The organism is Aquimarina hainanensis, assembly GCF_042684685.1.
Taxonomy (GTDB): domain Bacteria; phylum Bacteroidota; class Bacteroidia; order Flavobacteriales; family Flavobacteriaceae; genus Aquimarina; species Aquimarina hainanensis.
This window is the reverse complement of sequence record NZ_JBHULX010000017.1, coordinates 182,452-205,316: the sequence shown is the minus strand read 5'-3', so window position 1 is coordinate 205,316 and position 22,865 is coordinate 182,452. Positions and strand designations below refer to the sequence as shown.

The window sequence follows — 22,865 nt, the reverse complement described above, 5'->3', positions numbered from 1 at the left end:
GCAAATTCTTTAGATTTCATGCTTTTTTGTAGTTTCTTTGCACTTATAAAAGTTCAAGATTAATAAAGCGAATTTGTGAATTACGTATCAGTAGAAAATATAGCAAAAGCATTTGGCGAACGTGTCTTATTTGAGAATATATCCTTTGGTATTAACGAAGGGCAAAAAATAGGTTTTGTCGCTAAAAACGGAACTGGAAAAACCTCCTTACTCAATATAGTTGCCGCAGGAGAATTGCCTGATAAAGGACAAGTCGTCTACAGAAAAAATCTAAAAGTTGCTTTTTTATCTCAGGAACCAGACCTCAACCCTGAATTAACTATTGAGCAAACCATATTTGCTGCAGATAATGACATTCTCAAAGTAATCAACAATTATGAAAATGCATTAAAAAACCCAGACGATCAGGAAGGGTATCAAAAAGCTTTCGAACAGATGGATGCATTAAACGCCTGGGATTTTGAAACTCAATATAAGCAGGTACTTTTCAAATTAAAACTCGAACAATTAGACCGGAAAGTAGGTCTCTTATCCGGAGGACAAAAAAAGAGATTAGCACTAGCTAATATTCTACTGAGCAAGCCTGATCTCTTATATTTGGATGAACCTACCAACCATCTTGATCTGGAAATGATCGAATGGCTCGAAGAGTATTTTGCCAAAGAAAATTTCACCTTATTTATGGTGACTCATGATCGCTATTTCCTGGAAAATGTTTGTAATGAAATTGTAGAATTAGAAAACGGAAAACTATACAGCTACAAAGGAAACTACGCTTATTATCTGGACAATAAAGAAGCCAGAATAGCGAATGAAGACATTGCTACAGAAAAAGCAAAACAGCTATATAAAAAAGAACTGGAATGGATGCGTCGTCAGCCCAAAGCCAGAACTACCAAATCCAAATCCAGAATTGATGATTTTTTCGAGATAAAAAAACGAGCACATCAACGAAGAAATGATCATCAAATTCAATTAGAAATTAACATGGAACGTCTGGGAAGTAAAATCCTTGAACTTCATAAAGTTTCTAAAAAATTTGGAGATCTTGTTATTTTAGACCAATTCGAATATGTTTTCAAAAAAGGAGAGCGCATTGGAATTATTGGTAAAAACGGAACTGGGAAATCCACCTTTCTCAATATGCTTACCGGGACTCTCCCTCCTGATCAGGGAAAAATAATCGTAGGAGATACGGTAAAGTACGGATACTACACCCAAAAAGGAATCAACATCAAAGAAGGTCAAAAAGTAATTGATGTCATCCGAGAGTTTGGGGATTATATTCCTTTGAAAAAAGGACGACAGATATCAGCACAACAATTATTAGAGCGATTCCTTTTTGACAGAAAAAAGCAATACGATTTCGTCGAAAAACTAAGTGGTGGTGAACGCAAAAGACTCTATCTATGTACTGTCTTGATCCAAAATCCGAATTTTCTGATTTTGGATGAACCAACAAACGATTTGGACATTGTTACTCTTAATGTATTAGAAAACTTCTTACTGGATTTTCCCGGATGCCTGATTGTGGTATCACATGATCGCTATTTCATGGATAAGATTGTCGATCACTTATTCGTCTTCAGAGGTCAAGGGATTGTTCAGGATTTCCCAGGGAACTATACCGATTACAGAGTTTATGAAAATAGTAAATCCCCGGAGCAACCTTCTAAAGAAGAAATAAAAACTCCAAAAACAAAAAACAACTGGAAGAAAGATGCAAACTCCAAGTTGTCCTATAACGAACAAAAAGAATACAACAGAATAGAAAGAGATTTAAAAAAGTTAGAACTTCAGAAAAAGGAAATAGAAAATAAGTTTCTGGAAGAACACCTGGATACCGATACCATTCGCAAAGAATCTGAAAAACTAAAAGTAATCATCAATGATATTGAAGAGAAAGAAATGAGATGGTTAGAACTATCAGAAAAAATGGATTTATAAGTCCACTACATTTATATGTTTTTTAGGTTACAACACTATTTCCGGTTTATTCTCAGGTCTACCAATCAACATGGGGTACACTCCCCTTTTATTTATCAGCTGGTCACCCGATGTTTTTATGATAAAACCACACATGCATCATATGGAGCAATCGCTTCTTTATTTCGAAAAAGAAAACCGGCAAAGCTGACTATAAAAACCGCCCGATTACTAAACCGACTTCCACGTTTTCTAAGATGCAAAACAGTTCTGATCATAGAGGATTCCCCTATCATATCGACTATTGTAACTATAGAAAACACACTTACTGTCACGTCAGAAATCAACTCCGACGTGCACTATGACATGATTTGTGTCCATAGACAATCTGCTACTCCGCAACTATTAGATCAGCTCATTTCTAAAACTCATAATGATACCGTTTTACTTATAACTAATATACACCAGTCTTCCCAATCGATCGATCAATGGCAACAACTAAAAACACATGCAAAAACAAGAGTAACAATAGAAACCTTTAATCTGGGATTTGTTTTTTTCAGGAAAGAACAGGCAAAAGAGGATTTTATAATACGAAAATAATTTTACCTTTATTCTGTTTATTGTTCAAATCAAATATAGAATAGTCACCATATGCAATTGAGTAATCAATTACTATTTTTCTTTAGTGCCCTTGGGGCATTTAACGGAATATTATTAGGTATTTATTTTATTGTATATGCCAGACCTAAAAAAATAGCTAACTATTTTTTAGGAGTTTTGTTACTCAGTCTCAGTATTAGGATTGGCAAGTCTATTTTTTATTATTTCAATCCCGAATTAGCCAAAATATATTTGCAAATAGGCTTATCGGCATGTTTCCTTATCGGACCTTCTTTATTTTTTTATGTCAAATCCATGCTTAACAATGGAGCTACCAAAATATATTGGGGATATCATTTTACCCCCATTTTGCTACTAATTATTCTTATGGGAATTCTATATCCATACGAGACATACCCTCGCCCATGGCAGACATATATATTCAAAATCATCTATTTGCAATGGCTGTTATATATTATTGCCACAGGATACATTTTAAGACATACTTTTTATTCTTTTCTCAAAAATACCCGAAAAAGTATTGATATTTGGATCATTAGTATTTACATTGGTAACATCCTTATCTGGGTTGCTTATAACACAACATCATACACTTCGTATATAGCAGGCGCTTTGTCTTTTTCTTTTATTATATACTTGTTTTTATTACTGACCTTTTTCTATAGAAAAAAACAATCTGTAATTACCAGGTCCCCTTCTATTAAATATGCTGATAAAAAAATAAACAATAAAGAAGCTTCTATATTATTAGAAAAATTAGCGTGTCTTATGACTGAGGAGCAACTCTATAAAGATGCGAATTTAAAGCTTCCAGAAGTAGCAAAAAAACTACATATTATTCCTCATAAATTATCTCAATTAATCAATGATAATGCAGAAAAATCCTTCTCTTCGTATATCAATGAATACAGAATAAAGGAAGCAACACACCTATTAGAACATCAACCTAAACTGACAATAGAAGCTATTGGATATGAATGCGGCTTTAATTCCAAATCTACGTTTTATGCTACGTTTAAGAAAATAACCGGAATGACACCTGCCTCTTTTAGAAAAAACTTAGCCCCTTAGACCATACCTCACTAAAAAACAAATCATTACCCATTAAAAAAAAAAAAAAACATTACTAAATTATAAATCCGTACTACAGAATTATAATTTATTGATTAAAACAAGTTGTTAAGCAGTACCATTGTCGTAACAAAAAATAAACGATAATGAAAAATTACACATGCCTACTTCTTATGTCTTTCTTTTTCTATCTGAGTAATGCCCAGAGTGAGAAAGAAGAAATATATACCTGTTTACAACATTATATCCAGGGAACCTCGTACAATAACATCGGGCGTATCGCTGCTGCCTTTTATTCAGATGCAAACCTCTACCTCTCCGGAAAAGACAATGCTTTAAGGGTTGTCCCCTCAAAAAAATACATCTCCTGGTTTGACAATGATGCTCGCAAAGGGAAGTTTAACGGACGTATTGGGAACATCATTTCTATCGATCAAACAAACGACATCGCAACAGCCAAAGTAGAAATTCTAATTCCAGCAAAGAACATTCGTTTCACTGACTTGTTTTTATTAAAAAAACTGGATGGGCAATGGAAAATCATGAGTAAATCAGCGACTAAAGAAAACTCCAATAAACAAGGAGATCGCATCCTCTTTATTGTATCTAATGCAGATCATTACGGAACTTCTGATCTTTATACCGGAAACAGTTTTTCTGAAATTGTCAATGCTTATGAGGTATTTGCCAGCGAGGGGTATTCTATAGATTTCGTCAGTCCAGATGGAGGTCCCATTCCTGTTTCATACATCAATACTTCTATACCTATGTATAAAAAATACTTATATAACAGTGACTTCATGTATGCCCTGGGACACACAAAAAAACCGATAGAGATAGAAGCTTCTAACTATAAAGCGGTGTATTATGTAGGTGGGGGAAGTGCTATGTACGGAGTTCCTACCAATAAGGAGATTCAAAAAATAAGTATGCATGTTTATGAAGAACAAGGAGGGATTATTTCATCTGTATGTCATGGTACCGCAGGAATCGCCTACCTCAAAACAAAAGATGGAAAATACCTCGTATCAGGAAAACGAGTCAATGGATATCCTGATGACTACGAAAGAAAAGATGCTCCTTATTTCAAAGAGTTTCCTTTTCTGATCAAAAAGACTATCGAAAACCATGGGGGAATTTTTAAATTTTCCAAACGAAATACTCCTCATATCGAAGTGGATCAACGTCTGGTTACGGGTCAAAATGCGCAATCATCCACTGCTGTTGCTAAAAAAATCACAGAATTACTCAAAAAATCATAAATCAAAAAAAACAGCAAGTATGTACATACTTGCTGTTTCGCCATTATCTGAACTGTGAAGACACAAACGGATTCCTCTCTCAAGGGTAAAAGGGTATTTTGATTTTTACAAGAAAGTAAAAGAACAATCCTACTGTACTTCATAAACTGATGACCCCTCAGATCATAAGATCAATCAGTTTATCCCAATAGCTTATTATGGCATTCAGATAACATGCATTCACTATGTGCTATGGCTATTATTTCAAAAAGTAATCATCAACTCATCATTAGCAATGGTTATATTATCTAAACAATCTTACGAAAAGCCCTTTTCTTTTGTGATACTGCAGATCTTTAAGATCTAGTGGCTTTTCTTTTTCCTTATCCATAAAACAAACCTCCTCTATAAATTCATCATAGGTTTTTCCTTTTTCTTCCAGAAAACCGATTAAATATTTCTCAGAGACTTCTACACCACTTGCTTTCTCTATTGCCAGCAGTTTTTTATACAATTCTCTAACTAGCTGGATGGTTTTTCTTGGAGGTGCTTTTCTTCTGGCAAAAAGAGAATCAATCTCTCCATATTCATTACATTTCACTTCAAAATCGGTTATCACCCAGTAATAACGACCATCCTTAGCCAGGTTCTTTACCAATGCATGAATATTTTCTTTCTTTTTGAGACGTTCCCATAGCCATTTAAAAATAACTTTAGGCATATCAGGATGTCTGATAATATTATGTGGTTTCCCAATCAATTCATGTTCTTCGTATCCACATATATTCATAAAATAATCATTCGCATACTCAATCGTTCCATGCGGATTTGTCTTGCTCATGATTGTTTCTTGTGGATCCAAAATAATCTCTTCATCCAATGGGGTTGGATATTTCATAGTTTCCATATCTTCTATCAGATTTTAATTAGTAGACTACAAAACTATGAGGAACATAGAGGAAGGACTATGACATAAATCATATTTAAGCAATATTAACAAATGAATATGCCATATTACCAAAACAAATCAGCACGATTCTTATAAAACACCTTCCTTCAAAAGAAAAAAAGAACAGAATGCAGTATACTAAAAGAAAAAAACTCCCTTTCTTTTTTCCTAAAAAATCGTTTAGTAATAAGTATCAGGTAAAACAAATTTCTTAATACAATAGCATTCCAAAGTATCTTCCTTCTTTAAAAACGATTAAAAAACAGCAACTCACCAACTAATTAACAGACAGTTACACAAAAAAAACTCCCTTTTTGCATTATTTTTCCTAATAATTTTATTGTAAATATGTTTTCCGTTATCGTTAAAAAAACTTAAACTTTGTTAAACTTCAAAAAAAAGGTTTTTTCATTTTCCACGGACACAAAAGACTATAATTCAACTATTTAAAAAAGTGTAACTCCCTTTATTTTTCTATAGCTCTCCCTTTCTAATTCCTTCTTTTTAATTTCTAAAAAACGAAAGGAGCTTAAGCCCAAACAAATGTTAAATAACTAACAAATAGCGAATTACAACATTTTTTATCCTCCTTTGATTCTATAATTTTATCTCAACATTAACCCCTTAAAAGTATTTTTTTCATGCACAAATCATTTATAAATCTCAAAAGCTGTATCTACCTTGCCTTACTAATGTGCTGGCAATATTCATTACATGCGCAAAAACAACCTGCTCAAAAACTGTACGACAGTCAACTTCAATCAAAAAAAGCAAAAGAGTCTCACCGGAGAGATAATGCAATCCAGCGGATGGAGTTCGAGTATGAAAGGTTAAAGAATCCACTAACCAATAAAATTCCTTCGAGTATCAGGAGCAAAGAACTTTCTTTCTCTTCAAAAATTCCTTCTGGAACAGACATACAAAAAATGATGTCTTCTTCCAAAACTAAAAATGGTCATTACTATTATTGGAAAAACAGAGGTCCCTATAATGTTGGAGGGCGAACCAGAGCATTAGCTATTGATAGAACCGATGAGAACATAATTCTGGCAGGAGGAGTCTCCGGAGGATTATGGAGATCTGTTGATAGTGGAAAAAACTGGAAAAAAGTCACCAGAATGGATCAATCTCCCAGTATTACTTGTATCACACAAGATCCCAGACCTGGAAAAGAACATATTTGGTATTATGCTTCTGGAGAAGCCCTAGGTAATTCTGCCAGAAAAGTTGGAGCTTTTTATGAAGGTGACGGAGTCTATAAATCTACAAATGGAGGAAAGAGCTGGTCGTTACTTCCTGCCACTTATGACAATGATATCACCCCTGGGACTTCTTTGTTTGAAATATCTTTTTCTATTATTGTTAGCCCTGTAAATGGTTATCTTTATGTAGCCACCGCAAAAGGGATTCTACGGTCAAAAGATGAAGGAAAAACTTTTGAAGAAATCCTTCCGATCGACCAAAACGGTCAGACAGATATTACAGTAAGTACTACAGGTCTTTTATATGCCTCTACTTCATCTGGTAATGGGGAGAATTCAGGCTTTTTCTCCTCTGATGATCATGGAGATACCTGGACTAATATCACCCCTGAAGGGTTCCCGGCTACCTATGGAAGATCCGTTATCGCTATTGCTCCTTCTCTAGAGTCCACTGTTTATTTTCTCTCTTTTGCGAATCAAAATAAGCCTCCATATATCCAGGCAGCTTTGTACAAATACCTTGCCGACAAAAAAAAATGGATTGATTATACACAAAACCTCCCTACTAATGGAGGGTTTGGTAGATTGGAGTTGTTTGGAGGATATAACATGGTTTTAAAAATCCACCCTACGAATCCAGAACTTATCTTTTTAGGAGGAACAGATCTATATCGATCAACGGATGGTTTTGCTACTCCGATTACCGATAAAGATTGGATTGGAGGATATAGCCCCATACTCGATCCTGATGATCCTACTTCCTCTTACATATATAAAAATCAACACCCGGATCAACACGCTCTTGTATTCTACCCTTCTAATCCCAATAAAGTATTATCAGGAAATGACGGAGGAGTACAGATTACACAGGATATCACGGCTACACATCAAGGATTTCCTGTAACCTGGACCTCCTTAAACAATGGATATATCACTACACAGCCCTATTTTATATCAATTAATCACCAAAGTAAAACGGATCACATCATAGCAGGTTTTCAGGATAACGGAACATGGTATACCAATACCAATACTCCCAAAACAGACTGGGAAGAGATTTTTGGAGGAGATGGAATGGATAATGCGTTTGCTGACAATGGCAAAACAAAATATATGTCTGTACAACGTGGAGGCGTATACAGGAAAACATATAATGACACAGGAAAACAAACCTCTGAAACCAATGTCAAACCTTCTTTTGCAGCTCCTTTTTCCGGATTATTTCACACTAAGTTTGCGCTTGACCCTAATAATGACAACATCATGTATCTACCTGTAAATAACATGATGTGGCGCAATAATAATCTAGACAAAATTCCACCTACAGATTATGCCAACAGAAATGGTACTCCGATCAACTGGAGTCCTATGAAACAAACAAAACTTCCACAAAACGAGCTTATTTCTGCGCTGTCGGTTTCTACATACCCTATTGCCAACCGGCTGTATTACGGAACAATCCATGGGAATATTTACCGCATAGACAATGCGAACCTGGACACTTATCAGGTTGTATCCGTTGGAGGAACAGATAAAGAACTCCCAACTGGATTCATCAACCACATTGCTGTTGATCCTTCTAATGCAGATCGTGTTATTGCTGTTTTCTCTAACTATGGTATTCCCAGTGTTTTTCTGTCAGATGATGCCGGTGATTCCTGGACAGATATCAGTGGTAACCTAGAAGAACACCCTGACGGCAGTGGAAATGGTCCTTCTGTTAGAGCTGCAGCTTTTTTTGGGAGCAGCGAACAGTCTTTTGGTCAGTATTTCCAAAAAATAATCGTAGCGACCAGTACAGGTTTATATTACAGCACTTATATAAATGGCAAAAACACCAGGTGGTTTAAAGAATCTTTCAGAATTGGAAATAATATAGCTGAGGATATTGAAGTTCGAAAAGATGGGTTGATTGCACTGGCGGTTCATGGAAATGGTGTATATAGCGCAAAACTCCCCATGATTTTTCCATTCCCTACCCCATCCTTAAAAGTGAATAAATTCCTGGAAAACCAAGTTGTGAACGGGATAGAAGACGGAACTATTGAGATAGACATTCAAGATGTATTCAAACATAGTCAGCAAAAACCAATCTCAATAAAAGTTAACAACTCTCATCCTGAGATTGTAAAAACAAAGCTGGTTGACAATACATTAACAATCACCTATACCAAAGATACTTTTGGAAAATCCAGCATTGAATTACACGCCTCTTCAGAAAAAGAAAAGACCACTACCGGATTCACAGTCAATGTAATTCCTTCAGGGATCTACGAACAAATTGATGCTCCGACATTCATAATATCGTCTAACTTTCATACAGATACCAATACATATACGCAATGTGCCGATGATTTGATCGTCCCGGAAGGAAGTAGCTGGAATATAGAAAAAGTTGTAGCTCATGGGTTCGGAACTGCTATAGAAGCTTCAAAAGTGACATTTGTCATATATGAAGACAACAATGGAGTTCCTGGAAAAGAAGTTATCAAACAAGACCTTACTGATTCTTCGTTTACTACAGAAGAAAGCAATATACACATCAACTTCTCAGAGCCTATTACTTTATCTTCTGGTCATTATTGGATATCTGTACAACCACATCTTAACTTTTATCCGTATTACCTGGAATGGAACTGGACAACACAAGAAGGCAGTATTGGGCACGAATCCAACTTCCGATCAAATATAGATCTATATGGAAGTGGTATTTTCCAGGAATGGACACCCGCCTCCATTGTTCTTGGGCAACAACCTCAAGACCACATCTTCCAATTATTCGGATCTGTAGAAGGAGATATACCTAACAAGGAGAAACATCCACTAACTACTTTGAACAGTCAGTATGTCTGGCCTAATCCTTCTTCCAGTCAATTTGTTATTGATGTCCAAGGGTTGAGAAAACAAAAAAGAGCAACAAAAGCAAGTATTCAGATCTTCAATAGTTCAGGAAATGAAATTGCTACTTATAAAGATGTATATCTCAAGGAACGATGGACATGGGATGCCTCTAATGTAGCTCCTGGTATCTATATTATACAAATATCAGGAAATACATTCCAGGAACGTTTTAAAATAATAAAACGTTGATACATTAGCTTCGCTAAGCACCTAAAAGTGCTGACATAAGATGTCAGCACTTTTCTATTTTTTAGTACAAATTGTATCTTTAGTGCTGACATTTTAATCCAGCCATATGAAACTGTTCTATAAAATAATCAATACTAACAACGTATCTTCTTTATGGTTTTTATTATTTTTTTTCTTCTTAAGTCACTGTACGGAGGTTCCTAAAAAACAAAAAGAGCAGTCCTCCTCTACTGTTACATTAGCTCCTAACCGATACAATGTCGCATTTTTAATCATGGATGGAACTTACAATACAGAATTGACAGCTCCATATGACATTTTCCAGCATACTATATTCAGGAAAAATATAAAACCGATGAATGTATTTACAGTGGCAAATACTCATGAACCTATTACAACTTTTGAAGGGATGCGATTACTCCCTGACTTTAATTACAGACAAGATACATTACCCCATATCGACATTCTGGTAATCCCCAGTGCTGAACATCATCTGGATACTGACTTAGATGATACGGATATGATTGATTTTGTAAAAAAAGCTGCGGAGCAAGCTTCTTTTGTCACTTCGCATTGTGATGGAGCTTTTGTATTGGCACAAGCCGGATTATTAGATGGTAAGGTCGCTACCACTTTTCCTGGAGATATTGATACAATGCGTCAAAAATTCCCACATCTGGATATAAGAGAACAGGTGTTTTTTGTTCATGACGGAAAATATATCACCTCTTCCGGAGGAGCCAAAAGTTTTGAAGCTGCCTTATATCTTACAGAATATCTATACGGAACAGCAATTGCTAAATCATTAGCCAAGGGACTAGTCATCGATTGGAATTTGGATAAAATTCCTTATTTACTTATTAACAAGTAAGTAGTTTTTGATACAAAAAGAGAAACCTTTATTTACAGGGATTCCACGATGTTTTTGGAAGACATTCTTGTTATTATTACACTAAAACTCTCTATCTGTCTTAATAATAAAACGTTAAATCCTTCTAAAATAATAGAATCTTGCCTATATTTATAATGGAAATCATACCCCAACAGTGTTTTTATTTAAAAAACTAATAAACCTAAATGAAAAGACAAATAGTAAATTCCTTAATTAAAGGGGTAACCATATCCTGTATTCAAAGAACTCTGAATCAATTCTTTTCTGTACAGAAATATTCCTTATTACACCTACATGGCAACTGCTATATTCCCAAATCGTATAAAAGTTTCTTACTAGAAATTGGTATCCCTGTCAGCTCTGATGCCACGCTCTCTTTTTTCAAATCTAAAAACTCAAAAAACAAACAATACATATTGTACAAGAACCATTTGAAAAATCTGCAAGCTTTGTCAAAAACACCTGCTACATAGCTCCTGCAAAAAGAATCAATATTCATCAATATACGATACACACTATTTATTTTTTTTAACACATTATGAAAGATTTACTCTTAAAATCAGCAAGAAAATTATCAAAATCCGAACAGAAACTCATTTGTGGAGGTATTCATAGAAACCGTTGTTCTGAATACAATGGTCCTGTAGTGGTCACCTGTGCTCAATATCACAACCTCCCGGATATTTATAAAACATGTGTAATGGTTAGCGTAGATTGCTTTCCTTTATAATAAAGCCTGTTTCTATTTCATATATTATTGTATAAAAACCTAAGCCTGTTACTAATAACCTGTGATCTGCTTGTACCCCACAACCTGTATCCTCATAAACTGACGCCTTATACACTTTGCTAACTCTTGTATAATTTTTTGCATTACGGTTTTCCGTAAGAAAAAATGAACAGCAAGTTATAGCTTAGTAATAATAACTATTAGATAAAAAGATTGCGCAGTAGTATTATTTCTGAAACGATTGATGCTATTGATAGAAAAAAATCGTCTATATGGATACATCAGAATTAAATGATTTTAAAGAATTTGTAAAATCCACTCTAGGAGAAACTGCTCATAAAAGCGGAACACTATTATACAGTCATGCCCGCTCCTTGAAAAAGGGGAAGTTTCTTATGATTGGGCTTAATCCCGGAGGAGATCCTCATGCGATTCCTACTACTATTTTGGAATCTTTAACACACTTTGAAACCGATAACTACCGTCCCTATGTGGCAGATTGGGAAAACGGAAAAACGCATCGGTTCAAAAAAAATCTCGAAACCATTGGTAAAATCCTAAACATGGATCTTCAGGAATTATGCATTACCCACCTGTTTATGTATCGAACATATAATAAGCCTAAAATTGATAAAATCGAATTGGAAAAATCATTGGCCATTATAGATCGAATTATAAAAATTGTAGATCCGGAAATTATCATCACTTTCGGGAAGCTCACCTTCGAAAAAATAAAAGAACATTATTACAACAGAAACTATTCTGTCATCGATACACATGATGAAAGTAGTGGTCAGGGAAGATGGGTTATTAAGAGTTCCTATGCATTTGGAATCAATAAGGTTAAATTTATTGGATTACCTCACCTGAACACCTATACGATTTATAACAAACCTAGCAAAATCGCATGGCTGGAAAAACAGGTAGAAACAGAAAACACCTATAACATAGAAAACTAATCAACTCTCAATGCTACCTCCCAATCACCCCTACCCTAACACGATATAGTATATTACAGATTTTTTTTCATACCTATTTTATTGTTTAATTGACTTTTTCTGTAGTATACTATATCTATTTTACTGTATCGCGTTTCCTCGGAAAATACCTTTTCTTCTCTTTTTCAAACCTATACAGTTTTTTCTGACATAACAACCATTATATTTTATAAAAAAAACTTAAAGAAATTCCTACATCCAATAAGATAGACACCTGACCTCTATCGATACAATACATCATTAGATCGAAAAAAGTCATTTTTTATTGATTCCTTCTTATAAATAAAGTATTTTTAGCTTACGTTCTTTATTCCTTGTTTATCGGATGTGTTCTTTCCCTAAAAAAAGTGAAATGTACACTTCTTTTATGTAGTACAGCTATTGATATGATTACATTCGATATGCTTAATGAATGATCGATATGGTATACGCATACATATCAATAGTAAAGAGCCACTTCTGAAAAACAAAAGAACATACTATAGGTGAATGTTTACCCCTCTATAAACGCGCATATCTATAGTATAAAAAAGATGGCATCGTATGCACAATTGCCAAAACAATATAATGTTAACCCTTTTTTAAATACTATTATTTATGTCTTTTTATTCCAGATTAGAAATTGACGGCAAAGAGATTGTTATTCTCAATTGTTCGATAGATATTGCTCAAGACAGTGATGTAACCGGTCGACCTTCTGCCAGACCAATTGCCGGACAGTTTACCATTCGATTACAGGTAGACCGCCAAACAGATGATATGCTTGCACAATGGGCTTTATCTCCTAATGAACATAAAAGAGGAAAAATTACTTTTATAAAAAGTAATTCCATGTCTGTAGAGCAAAACATCGAATTTAATGAAGCATACTGCCTGCGTTACAACAAAAATTTTGACGCAGAAGATGAAACACCTATGTCTGTGAGTTTACACATTAGTGCCAAAGGAATTAAAATTGGTGCAAATGATGAGCATGTCAATAATTGGCCAAGTGCATAATCACTGTATTAGCCAAAACACTTAAAACCTCTTCTCTATAGAAAGGTTCACCAAGAATTTTACACACATCATTGAATGACAAACACGTGAAAACATCTATAGAATTACAACAAGCAAACATTCAATTACGTACTATTTTAAGAGGTACGATAAAGCGATCATTGAACAATAGTTTAGAAAATCAGCGAGAGGTTGATTTGACACGTAAAAAATTAAAAGGCAGCCTTCGCGCTGCCCATTCTCATGCTTTATTCCAAATTCAAACAACATATAAAAATTTATTTTATAGCAAACGAGACCTAAGCAATTATATCTCTTCCTATTTCACCAATACTGTTGATAAGGAAATCCAATGGTTCTTTAATAATAAGACAAAAAAAAATCAATCTTCTGTATCTAAACCAGAGGATGATTATCGGCTTAATAAAGATGGATCTATTGAATTGATAAAAACTACTAATGACAATTTTGATAGACTGCTTGATTCTGAATCTGTACAAATTGGCACTGTTAACAAAGGTTTTTTATCAGATGGTTTAAATATTCGAAACAAAGGACTCTATCTAGATGTTTTAAACAAAAAAGATTTTCATTCTTATATAAATCTAATCTCTGATCTATCTATTGCTGTAGATAAAGAAATTGGTGGGTTTATATTTGATGATTATAAAAATTTCGACAATATTTATATCACTCCGTATAAAGAAAACAAATTCAATTCCGCTCCCTCCCTTGTCTCTTTTATTAATAATGGAAAGAACTTTATTAATAGAAATATATATAAGATAGGCTATAATTTTGAAAGAGCTAATAGTTGGTTTCATACACACCCTGGAATTATACACGCAGGATATGGAAATGCTAGACCTTCTCAAGGAGATATAAATTTCACAAAAAAAGTTGGAGTTCCTGGGGTTATCTTAGGAGGTTGGAACGATTTAGGGTTTATACGAAAAAACGGAAAATATGATATTTGGAAAAATTAACAAACCTCTACTAGTTAGCGCATTACACATCATAGTCTTAGTTTTTTCTTCTTGTATTGAGGCTCCTTCTACTGAAAAAGAAGACATAAAGTTTAGAAAAAAAAAGAAAGTACTTCAGGTAATACCCGAAAAGCTACATGACTTAATGAAGCAAAAAGCGGAGCTTTACATCAAAGAAATGAGAAAAAAGCTAGACACTCCCTTATATGTAAATGTATTACTCAAAAAAGAAAACAAGGAAACTTATGAATTTTCGATATATGTTTTTGATAAACTTTTAAAAGATGATCAAATACCTTATGATTTTTCCATCTTTAACTATAATGGAAAGAATGTAATTTATTTCTATAATGAATCTGAGACAAACACTAACAAAGAGCATGTTTTAAAAAAACTAAAGCAAAACAACCTCATAAAAGATGATAATATTGTTTTAGCATCTGAAAATACAAATAGGTTAAATGATTTTATTGCATGGAACTGTTTTGTTTGTAAAGTAGATATCAATAAAATTAATATTATCAAATCCCCTTATGTACTAGAAGAGAAAGAAAAACCAAATAATGTTTGTAAGTGAAGTAAGTGAAGTTTGATTATTCTCTCTAAAAAAGGAATCTAGTAATTTTAGGCGATTAATTATTGATGAGATTCTTTCACCATATCAATTTTTGATTTTATAAGTTTTGTATGAATATTTTAAAAGAATGATTTTTATAAACACTACTATAATGATTTAATGAACTCATGGGATTTTGGTCCTGAATGGAAATTTACACGTGAAGTAATTAAAAATAAAAATAGTTTTGATATTAGGGATTATAGTCATACCTAATACATTATTTAATCCTGAACAATCAACAAAGCAGAAAATTTTAAACCCAATAAAAACACCACTATATCAACACATTACCACCCTAAAAAAGACACTAAATTTATTCCAAAATTCCCATTTGGTCTTAAATTTTAAATGATGAAAACCATAGTTTATATATTTTTAGCAATCTTTCTCTTAGGCTGTGCTAATACTGATAATAATACGGAAGCAATACACAGAATTAAATCTGGTAATTTTAGGGTATTTAAGAACATTATGATTCAAGCTAGAAATCATCAAAAAGATAAGCCAATAGCCTATTTCTTCACTAAAGAAATAAATAAAAAGAAATTTTTACTCCCTAACTTATCTTTATTCAATTGTAAATTAAACGACTCCACATGTTTTAAAAAACATACAAATAAGAAATTCGATATAGATGGTTTTATAAAAGCCAGTAATATCAAAAACAATAATGATGTGCACCAGTACACCTATAACTTCATCAAAGAGGTTATTACGGAATATGAAAAAACTGGGGTGCAAAAAATAATCAGCAATAGTGATATTGGGAATTGTATTATTTTTTATCTCAATGAAAAATATTTTTTAGCTTATGTACCAGAGATCAGTAATGTATATAACGTATTCTGGAAAAATAGCTTTAATGATAAAAACAAAATAGATAAATATTGGTATTCAGGATCTATTCCCGCAACTTCTAATCATAAACAATGAGTATTAAAATAGTTATGTATGCTCCCTCTATAAAACATTAATATTATCAAATCCTCTTATGTACTAGAAGAGAAAGAAAAACCGAATAATGTTTGTAGATAAAAGTTCCCTTAGAGCTGGTATATTTTTATGAGAATAAAAAGCGCCCTCACTACCATAAAAAAAACACCAAAGATGTATTCCAGGGCAACACCTATCATAAGGCTATGACCATATCTATAAGTTTAAACCAATAACAGTTACGCTTTTTTGGTCTGCTGATAATTTAGTATCTTCAGCCTATGACATACCTCATAAAAAAAGGAGCTCCAAGAACGATGTATATATTCATTCTTACTGGAGTATTTTTAATCATAGCTTTTGGCTATAAATCATACAATTCACTGGCTGACGATCAATTTATAACTGAATTCCCAGGAGATTGGGACAAACCGTTGGGTATTGTCATAGGTTTTTTTTTACTCATTCGATCTACATCGTTTATCCCTAAGGCCCGGAAACTCTTTATCTCGATTACACCGGATAAAATTGTATACCGAACAAAAAATACTGATGCGATCCGTACTGTTTTGCTTCCTGACATCAAAAAAACACATGCAACAGCTGATACCGTTTTCTTTAAAACCAACAACGAAAAAACCCATGCTATTGACCTAAGTCAAGTTAGGGAAGAGGAAAGAAAAAAAGCAATTCGAAATTCCTTACTCGAAGCAGGAAATAGAAAGTAGTTATTTTCCTCTACATACTAGAGCCTTTCTAAACTACTTTTTACTGGTTCTCATCAAAAAATAACTTCACCTGTATTGAAATTCGAATAAGCAAGTATCATACGTACATTACTTTTTGTAAGAAACCTCTCCTTTCTGATAAGTTTTCATTACCTTCACTCAAATAGGTCCCATTATGGGATTGCTACTTATTTTTAACCTCTCTTACTAATAAAATACCATGGCAGGCGAAACAAATTTATCCGTACTAATAAAAGATATGACTCCTGTGCTCCATCCGGGAGAATATGTATTCACCACTACGACAGTACCAATCCCTATCAATGAAGATAGCATTATATCAAAATTCAAAGAAGCAGAAGGAACTACCTTGGTTATCGAGAGACAAAAAGCGGATGCACTAGGATTAACTTACGACTACGTTGCTTCCTGGATTACATTAAACATTCACTCTTCATTAGATGCTGTGGGACTTACCGCTTTATTTTCTAACGAGCTGGCCAAACATCAAATCAGCTGTAATGTAATAGCTGCCTATTATCACGATCATATTTTTGTCCATAAAAATGATGCGCAGAAAGCAATAAAAGTCCTTCGTGCACTTAGCAAAACCCCTTTACAAAATTAGATCTATTGCAACTGGTACATAATTTCACAATCATCCGATAAATATGAAAAAAACACTAGTTCTTATAACACTACTCTTTTCTTGTCAAATGACCGATCAATTTCCTCATTGGAAAGCCTATAAACAACTTATCAAAGAACGTTTCCCAAAACTGGCAGACCAGTTACACCCGGGAGTCAGCAAACAACAACTTACAGATTTCGAACATAAATTTGACATTACTCTTCCTCCTGCGTTCAAAAAATTCTATCAATTACATAATGGAGAAAAAGAAGGAACAGGCTACATCCGACGCCTATCACTATTATCTCTGGAACAAATTGATAAAGAACTAAGTACTACCCGAAAGATGTGGGAAACTAATGAAACCTTTAACCTGTCATGGTATGATCCAATCGTTCCTGAAGGAGCTATCAAAAAAATGTATTACAATCCGAAATGGATTCCTTTTATCTCCGATCAAACAGGAAATTTTATAGCAATTGATTTAGATCCGGGTCCTCGTGGAATTATCGGGCAAATTATTAACTACGGAGCCGATGAAGATTATCATTATGTATTAGGAAATGATATCGACCTCTTTTTTAAGTTGGTCAATAAACATATGATTGACGAGAATGTTTCTCCGCAAAACCTGAGAGACCTGGCACACCTGACCGATTACTTAAAAAAAATGATTGACAATAAGTAATTAACTATATCCAATTTCTATCATTAACAACATCAATGCAAGAGACATGAAGCCTTTTTAGCATATAAATGTTAATTCACAACAAGCTTCTCCATATTTACACCTCTATAATCAAGCAAAAAAACCGATAATAAAAGCTTTTACTAGTAGGAAACAACAGACTATCGTTAAGGAAATCCCAATAATAGGTTAATATCTCATAATCATGTTTTTACTTTGATAAAAGCGTTTACATTTGTTCCCAGAAATACTGTTACAGTATTCAAAAAGCTCTTAATAATCAACCGTATATATCAGAAATTTTCCCCCTTTCTGATACTACCCCTACTTATCCATATAGTATTCTAGAAAAAGATCGTGATCTCGTATCACGATTTTTTTCTGTTACGTATATCTGATAAAAAAGTAATGTCCCAAGCATTTCGGAAAATAAGTAAAGGGATATAATTCAGAAACTACCTGATGTCGTTTTTTTACAATACTCGAAGGGTTTCTAAAATTACTTTTGTTGCTGCAAACAAAATAAGACTAAAAAAGCAAGATGAAAAAAACAATTGTTGCCAGATTAGATGTAGAAAAGAAACATCGAGTGTCATTTTTATCACATGCAGCCATCATGGTAGAACAAAGTAATGCAGAAGCCGGGTCACTTACCTATCGCTTATTCGAAGAAGTAGGGATTGATGGACGCTTTATTGTCTATGAAGAGTATGTAGATCAACAAGCTGTAGACGCTCACAATGCATCAACACATTTTAACACTTTTATTAATAAGATTACAGAGATGCTCTCATCAGCTCCTGTCATCGAAGTATTTTAATTAAAAAAAATGAACCTAAAAGGAAAAAATGCCCTGATTACAGGAGCAGGAAAAGGAATAGGAAAAGCGATAGCCATCGCTTTAGCCAAAGAAGGAGTCAATGTAGCCTTACTAGCCAGAACAGTTACTGATCTAAAAAAAGTAGCCGAGGAAGCAGCAACACATGGAGTACAAACCGTGATTGCCACAGCGGATATTTCTTCATTAGAAGAGGTTACTGCCGCTGCCGAAACAATTTATAAAACATTCACTTCGATTGATATCCTGATTAATAATGCCGGAATTGGTCGATTTGGTAATTTTCTGGAGATGCCTCCTGAAGACTGGCAACAAGTAATCAATATCAACCTATTGGGAACTTATCATGTGACTCGAACTTTCTTAGCTAATATGATTGCTCAAAAAAGCGGGGATATCATTAATATTTCTTCTACTGCAGGCTTAAAAGGAGCCGCTGTCACAAGTGCTTATAGCGCTTCCAAGTTTGGAGTAATCGGTCTTACAGAATCACTTATGCAAGAAGTAAGAAAACACAATATCAGAGTTACAGCACTTACTCCAAGTACAGTGGCTACAGATATGGCACTGGATTTAAACCTTACTGATGGGAACCCGGAAAAAGTAATGCAACCGGAAGATATAGCCGAACTGGTACTAGCACATCTACAATTAAACAGACGTGTATTTATCAACACAGCAGGAATCTGGTCTACAAATCCATAATGTTACTAATAGATATATCCTACAATGCATCAGGAAACTTTCTTATAATAAGAAAAGGGACTGGTGCATTATAGTAGCCCAAAAAGACTTTGTATTTTTGCATCCAGATTAATTTTACTTTTGAAAAAAACACATTACAAACCCACTCCATTATTAGTTCCGTATATAGATCGCTTCTATGTATGGGAATATACTAATGGCAAAACTTTTGAAATGCCAGAGGTTTTAGCCGGTACTGGGCTTGAAATTATTTTTCATCTGGGCGAACCCTATACAATCGCTCGTAATACACTCCAGAAAGCGCATACCTTTTGCCCTAGAAAAAAAACGCGAATTGATGCCAATTCACATGTTCATTTTCTTTCCATTCGTTTTAAAAGCGGTACATTCAGACATTTTTGTGACATTCCGTTCAAACTCCTTAATGACACATATCTATCTACAGAAGATATCTGGGGAAAAGAAGCAGTATTACTACAGGAAAAAATAGATACTTCTATAGATATCACCGCTAAAATACAAGCCATAGAATCTTTTTTATTATTGCAACTTATAAAACATCGGCAAAAAGAGACGATTGATTGGGATGCTATTATACACCACCTTTATAAAAATGTTCAGTCAAACACTTTAGAAACAACTTCTTCCAAAGCAGGAATCAGCTTTCGTCATTTTGAGCGATGCTTCGGTAGTCGGTTTGGGATTTCTCCTAAAAAATTTCATCGTATTGCCCGGTTCCAGACAACTATAAAAAAATTATTATTAAATCATACTACCGACTACCTGCAGACTGCACTTACCTATGGCTACTATGACCAAAGCCATTTTATAAGAGAATGTAAGGTTTTTACAGGACAAACTCCCGTTGAATATCTGCAAACAAAAAAAGCTGGACACCATTTTTATTACAAAAGTATCTGATCTGTTTCTAAGTATTTTTTTCTTAAAAAAATACCGTACAAGTAGTTATGGATTATTCCTTATAAAACAATTAAACGATTACGGTTTCCCATAATACTATTTGGTTATAAAATTCTATTTTCGCAGCAAATCCTCTATTGGATATCCCTAGGTATAAAGGGATGCCTTATATATTGTAACCAATCAATCTTAACTATATATTACACACTAAAAAAACAACCCGAAATATATCTTCTGTAAACAATAAATTCCGTTTGAGATATTACAGGGCTTGTTTTTGTATTAGGGGCATAGATATGTATCAGCCCTGAATCACCTAGTAAAGAAAAGCTATTTTATACTGCCTATAAAGTAGCTTTTCTCTTCAAAAAACAACAAAAATCCATAGGTAGATTATGAAATCTGACGTTTTTGGTTATTAATGCCAATTATTCGCACACATCCCTCCTCAGTATGCCCTGGGGGAACTCCATAATAACACGCTCACAATAACTCCTTAACACAAGATTATCAAACACTTACAAATAAGTAAAATAACCTATTTTCTTTTACTAAAAAATAGCATATCTTTCTAATATACAATAACATAACTACAAAAAGAGTTATAAATAGACCTAGTAACGACTTCGGGGTAGATTCCTCGAAACATTAAAATTTTACTGAATGAATCAAAACGATACCTAACTAAATTTGTGTATAAAAAACTTATCGTTTTTCTGATACACTACTTAACTCTAAAACCTATACCCTCATGAAAAAGAAAATGATCACAGTATTGTGCATGGTGTTCGTAGGGATACAAACAAATGCACTTATCGCAACATCAAATAGCTGTATAGACATCAAATCAACCTCAGCTGTTTGTAGCAACACTACGTTTGAAGAAGGAGTACATTACAAAGAATTGTCGTTACCTAAATCCACCATTCCGGAACTAAAACATTTTTTTTCGTTTTTTGATGACCGCTGCTACCAGTTTCAGCCATTACTAAAAAGCCTGGAAAAAGAAATTCCCTCAGAAGTAACCGTTAATAAAATTCCTGTCGCTTCTAAAAAAGGAAATAAAGCATATTATCTCAGTAAGGCATATGTTATAGCGATGAGTTTTGACATAACCGAAAAAATTGTTCCTCGTATTTTTGATCTCATTCATAAAAAGGAACAAGAACTGAAAGAGTCTGCTATCCGTCAACTTTTTATAGATGCCGGAATTGATCCAAGAGATTACGATGCTGCTTATACCAGTTTTGGAACTGATTCCATGGTTAGTAATTTTAATGAATCCTTCAAGGAAGCTGGATTAACTATGGTTCCTAATTTCTTAGTAAATAATAAATACCTTGTTTTATACTCGAATCTCAATTCCGAGGAAGAATACCTCAACCTGATAAAATTCTTATTAAACAAATAATTCTGCGGAATATGCTCAAATGTGTATTCCATGTCATAAAAAAAGTACCATATAACAAACCATCACTTTTTATTAATGGGTGATGGTTCTTTTTTTTACATAACGGGATACCCTTAACCTATTTACTCCTTACCCATTATCTCTGAAAAAAAGCTTTTTTTTCACATTTTTTTAAGTTCGAAAAACAAAGAAAGGCATTGTTATTGATACTGAAATTCAATAACGAAACTAACCAAATAACGACCATCGCCCCATGACCCAACTACACTTAAAACACTTCGACAAAACCATTTTCACATTGGTTATCATTGTATTACTCACTTTATTGGTTCCTAGTTTTCTTTCTGTTTTCGCAGCTGAAGAAGGAATTTTGGATAAAGATTCTCCCTGGCTACTTTTTATCCCGATTTTCGAATTTTTACGTTTCCCTACGCATACTATTGCAGGAACCTATATTCATATTGGAGGAGCTTTTACTTTTTTTACGGGACTCTTACTTAACTGTATGTTATATGCATTTATTATAGAACGAATCATCTGGCGAATCAGGAAACAATTTTTTAAGCAACAAAGACGCAAACGAAAAAAACGTGCTGCTGCCCATAAAGAGCAACAATCTTCTATAAGACTTTATTAACTTTTTACTTCTTAAGAGAGTCTCATACTGATCGGATTCCTGTGGT

The 22,865-nt window shown here is 33.9% G+C and carries 21 protein-coding genes; 20 read left to right on the top strand and 1 reads right to left on the bottom strand.

Annotated features, from left to right (window positions below; genetic code table 11):
• Window positions 1–75 precede the first annotated feature (75 nt).
• From ACFSTE_RS10490 to ACFSTE_RS10475, 4 genes are all read left to right on the top strand, one after another.
• Window positions 76–1,947: an ABC-F family ATP-binding cassette domain-containing protein gene (locus ACFSTE_RS10490; protein ID WP_176029242.1), complete on the top strand. Its 1,872-nt coding sequence runs from the start codon at window positions 76–78 to the stop codon at window positions 1,945–1,947.
• Window positions 1,948–1,962: 15 nt separating this feature from the next.
• Window positions 1,963–2,529, top strand: coding sequence for a hypothetical protein (locus tag ACFSTE_RS10485; RefSeq protein ID WP_176029241.1), 567 nt, complete (start codon window positions 1,963–1,965; stop codon window positions 2,527–2,529).
• Window positions 2,530–2,580: 51 nt separating this feature from the next.
• Window positions 2,581–3,621, top strand: a complete 1,041-nt coding sequence (locus ACFSTE_RS10480) for a helix-turn-helix domain-containing protein (RefSeq protein ID WP_378256435.1) — start codon at window positions 2,581–2,583, stop codon at window positions 3,619–3,621.
• 146 nt (window positions 3,622–3,767) lie between these two features.
• Entirely contained in the window at window positions 3,768–4,883 is a 1,116-nt protein-coding gene (locus ACFSTE_RS10475) for a nuclear transport factor 2 family protein (protein ID WP_378256437.1), read from the top strand.
• Window positions 4,884–5,166: 283 nt separating this feature from the next.
• Here the strand turns inward: ACFSTE_RS10475 and ACFSTE_RS10470 are convergent, their stop codons facing one another.
• Complete coding sequence (locus tag ACFSTE_RS10470; RefSeq protein ID WP_217704329.1) at window positions 5,167–5,769, bottom strand: PAS domain-containing protein; 603 nt, start codon at window positions 5,767–5,769, stop codon at window positions 5,167–5,169.
• Window positions 5,770–6,452: 683 nt separating this feature from the next.
• On the opposite strand from ACFSTE_RS10470, the gene ACFSTE_RS10465 reads away from it, so the two are divergent.
• The 16 genes from ACFSTE_RS10465 to ACFSTE_RS10390 all read left to right on the top strand — a co-directional run bounded on the left by ACFSTE_RS10465 (window position 6,453) and on the right by ACFSTE_RS10390 (window position 22,819).
• A complete protein-coding gene (locus tag ACFSTE_RS10465; RefSeq protein WP_378256439.1) occupies window positions 6,453–10,103 on the top strand; it encodes a T9SS type A sorting domain-containing protein in 3,651 nt (1,216 codons plus the stop codon).
• Window positions 10,104–10,209: 106 nt separating this feature from the next.
• Window positions 10,210–10,974, top strand: a complete 765-nt coding sequence (locus ACFSTE_RS10460; protein ID WP_378256441.1) for a DJ-1/PfpI family protein — start codon at window positions 10,210–10,212, stop codon at window positions 10,972–10,974.
• Between the two features lie 559 nt (window positions 10,975–11,533).
• Complete coding sequence (locus tag ACFSTE_RS10455; RefSeq protein ID WP_378256444.1) at window positions 11,534–11,725, top strand: hypothetical protein; 192 nt, start codon at window positions 11,534–11,536, stop codon at window positions 11,723–11,725.
• A gap of 272 nt (window positions 11,726–11,997) precedes the next feature.
• A complete protein-coding gene (locus tag ACFSTE_RS10450) occupies window positions 11,998–12,684 on the top strand; it encodes a hypothetical protein (protein ID WP_176029236.1) in 687 nt (228 codons plus the stop codon).
• 636 nt (window positions 12,685–13,320) lie between these two features.
• The gene (gene tssD / locus ACFSTE_RS10445; protein ID WP_176029235.1) at window positions 13,321–13,722 is read left to right on the top strand and encodes a type VI secretion system tube protein TssD; all 402 of its coding nucleotides are present in this window, start codon (window positions 13,321–13,323) and stop codon (window positions 13,720–13,722) included.
• An 86-nt stretch (window positions 13,723–13,808) separates the two neighbouring features.
• Window positions 13,809–14,708 (top strand): hypothetical protein, encoded by a 900-nt coding sequence (locus tag ACFSTE_RS10440; RefSeq protein ID WP_176029234.1) that lies wholly within the window; start codon window positions 13,809–13,811, stop codon window positions 14,706–14,708.
• Window positions 14,689–15,285: a hypothetical protein gene (locus ACFSTE_RS10435; RefSeq protein WP_378256447.1), complete on the top strand. Its 597-nt coding sequence runs from the start codon at window positions 14,689–14,691 to the stop codon at window positions 15,283–15,285. The genes ACFSTE_RS10440 and ACFSTE_RS10435 overlap by 20 nt, the downstream gene beginning before the upstream one ends.
• A gap of 513 nt (window positions 15,286–15,798) precedes the next feature.
• The gene (locus ACFSTE_RS10430; protein ID WP_378298130.1) at window positions 15,799–16,260 is read left to right on the top strand and encodes a hypothetical protein; all 462 of its coding nucleotides are present in this window, start codon (window positions 15,799–15,801) and stop codon (window positions 16,258–16,260) included.
• A gap of 281 nt (window positions 16,261–16,541) precedes the next feature.
• Window positions 16,542–16,988, top strand: a complete 447-nt coding sequence (locus tag ACFSTE_RS10425; protein WP_176029231.1) for a hypothetical protein — start codon at window positions 16,542–16,544, stop codon at window positions 16,986–16,988.
• A gap of 220 nt (window positions 16,989–17,208) precedes the next feature.
• Window positions 17,209–17,616, top strand: coding sequence for an ACT domain-containing protein (locus ACFSTE_RS10420; protein ID WP_176029230.1), 408 nt, complete (start codon window positions 17,209–17,211; stop codon window positions 17,614–17,616).
• A gap of 43 nt (window positions 17,617–17,659) precedes the next feature.
• A complete protein-coding gene (locus tag ACFSTE_RS10415) occupies window positions 17,660–18,307 on the top strand; it encodes an SMI1/KNR4 family protein (RefSeq protein WP_378256451.1) in 648 nt (215 codons plus the stop codon).
• Window positions 18,308–18,848: 541 nt separating this feature from the next.
• On the top strand, window positions 18,849–19,127 hold the full coding sequence (locus ACFSTE_RS10410) for a putative quinol monooxygenase (RefSeq protein WP_176029228.1): 279 nt from the start codon (window positions 18,849–18,851) through the stop codon (window positions 19,125–19,127).
• Window positions 19,128–19,136: 9 nt separating this feature from the next.
• Entirely contained in the window at window positions 19,137–19,850 is a 714-nt protein-coding gene (locus tag ACFSTE_RS10405) for a 3-ketoacyl-ACP reductase (protein ID WP_378256454.1), read from the top strand.
• A 120-nt stretch (window positions 19,851–19,970) separates the two neighbouring features.
• Window positions 19,971–20,771 (top strand): AraC family transcriptional regulator, encoded by an 801-nt coding sequence (locus ACFSTE_RS10400; protein WP_378256456.1) that lies wholly within the window; start codon window positions 19,971–19,973, stop codon window positions 20,769–20,771.
• A 751-nt stretch (window positions 20,772–21,522) separates the two neighbouring features.
• Window positions 21,523–22,182 (top strand): thiol:disulfide interchange protein DsbA/DsbL, encoded by a 660-nt coding sequence (locus ACFSTE_RS10395; RefSeq protein ID WP_176029225.1) that lies wholly within the window; start codon window positions 21,523–21,525, stop codon window positions 22,180–22,182.
• 253 nt (window positions 22,183–22,435) lie between these two features.
• Entirely contained in the window at window positions 22,436–22,819 is a 384-nt protein-coding gene (locus ACFSTE_RS10390) for a hypothetical protein (protein WP_176029224.1), read from the top strand.
• The last annotated feature ends 46 nt before the right edge of the window (window positions 22,820–22,865 follow it).

Bases quoted from the DNA above. Each gene is read 5' to 3' on its own strand.
- ACFSTE_RS10485 (WP_176029241.1), top strand. From the start codon at position 1,963: ATGTTTTTTAGGTTACAACACTATTTCCGGTTTATTCTCAGGTCTACC.
- ACFSTE_RS10480 (WP_378256435.1), top strand. From the start codon at position 2,581: ATGCAATTGAGTAATCAATTACTATTTTTCTTTAGTGCCCTTGGGGCA.
- ACFSTE_RS10475 (WP_378256437.1), top strand. From the start codon at position 3,768: ATGAAAAATTACACATGCCTACTTCTTATGTCTTTCTTTTTCTATCTG.
- ACFSTE_RS10470 (WP_217704329.1), bottom strand. From the start codon at position 5,769: ATGGAAACTATGAAATATCCAACCCCATTGGATGAAGAGATTATTTTG.
- ACFSTE_RS10465 (WP_378256439.1), top strand. From the start codon at position 6,453: ATGCACAAATCATTTATAAATCTCAAAAGCTGTATCTACCTTGCCTTA.
- ACFSTE_RS10460 (WP_378256441.1), top strand. From the start codon at position 10,210: ATGAAACTGTTCTATAAAATAATCAATACTAACAACGTATCTTCTTTA.
- ACFSTE_RS10455 (WP_378256444.1), top strand. From the start codon at position 11,534: ATGAAAGATTTACTCTTAAAATCAGCAAGAAAATTATCAAAATCCGAA.
- ACFSTE_RS10450 (WP_176029236.1), top strand. From the start codon at position 11,998: ATGGATACATCAGAATTAAATGATTTTAAAGAATTTGTAAAATCCACT.
- tssD (WP_176029235.1), top strand. From the start codon at position 13,321: ATGTCTTTTTATTCCAGATTAGAAATTGACGGCAAAGAGATTGTTATT.
- ACFSTE_RS10435 (WP_378256447.1), top strand. From the start codon at position 14,689: ATGATATTTGGAAAAATTAACAAACCTCTACTAGTTAGCGCATTACAC.
- ACFSTE_RS10430 (WP_378298130.1), top strand. From the start codon at position 15,799: ATGATTCAAGCTAGAAATCATCAAAAAGATAAGCCAATAGCCTATTTC.
- ACFSTE_RS10425 (WP_176029231.1), top strand. From the start codon at position 16,542: ATGACATACCTCATAAAAAAAGGAGCTCCAAGAACGATGTATATATTC.
- ACFSTE_RS10420 (WP_176029230.1), top strand. From the start codon at position 17,209: ATGGCAGGCGAAACAAATTTATCCGTACTAATAAAAGATATGACTCCT.
- ACFSTE_RS10415 (WP_378256451.1), top strand. From the start codon at position 17,660: ATGAAAAAAACACTAGTTCTTATAACACTACTCTTTTCTTGTCAAATG.
- ACFSTE_RS10410 (WP_176029228.1), top strand. From the start codon at position 18,849: ATGAAAAAAACAATTGTTGCCAGATTAGATGTAGAAAAGAAACATCGA.
- ACFSTE_RS10405 (WP_378256454.1), top strand. From the start codon at position 19,137: ATGAACCTAAAAGGAAAAAATGCCCTGATTACAGGAGCAGGAAAAGGA.
- ACFSTE_RS10395 (WP_176029225.1), top strand. From the start codon at position 21,523: ATGAAAAAGAAAATGATCACAGTATTGTGCATGGTGTTCGTAGGGATA.
- ACFSTE_RS10390 (WP_176029224.1), top strand. From the start codon at position 22,436: ATGACCCAACTACACTTAAAACACTTCGACAAAACCATTTTCACATTG.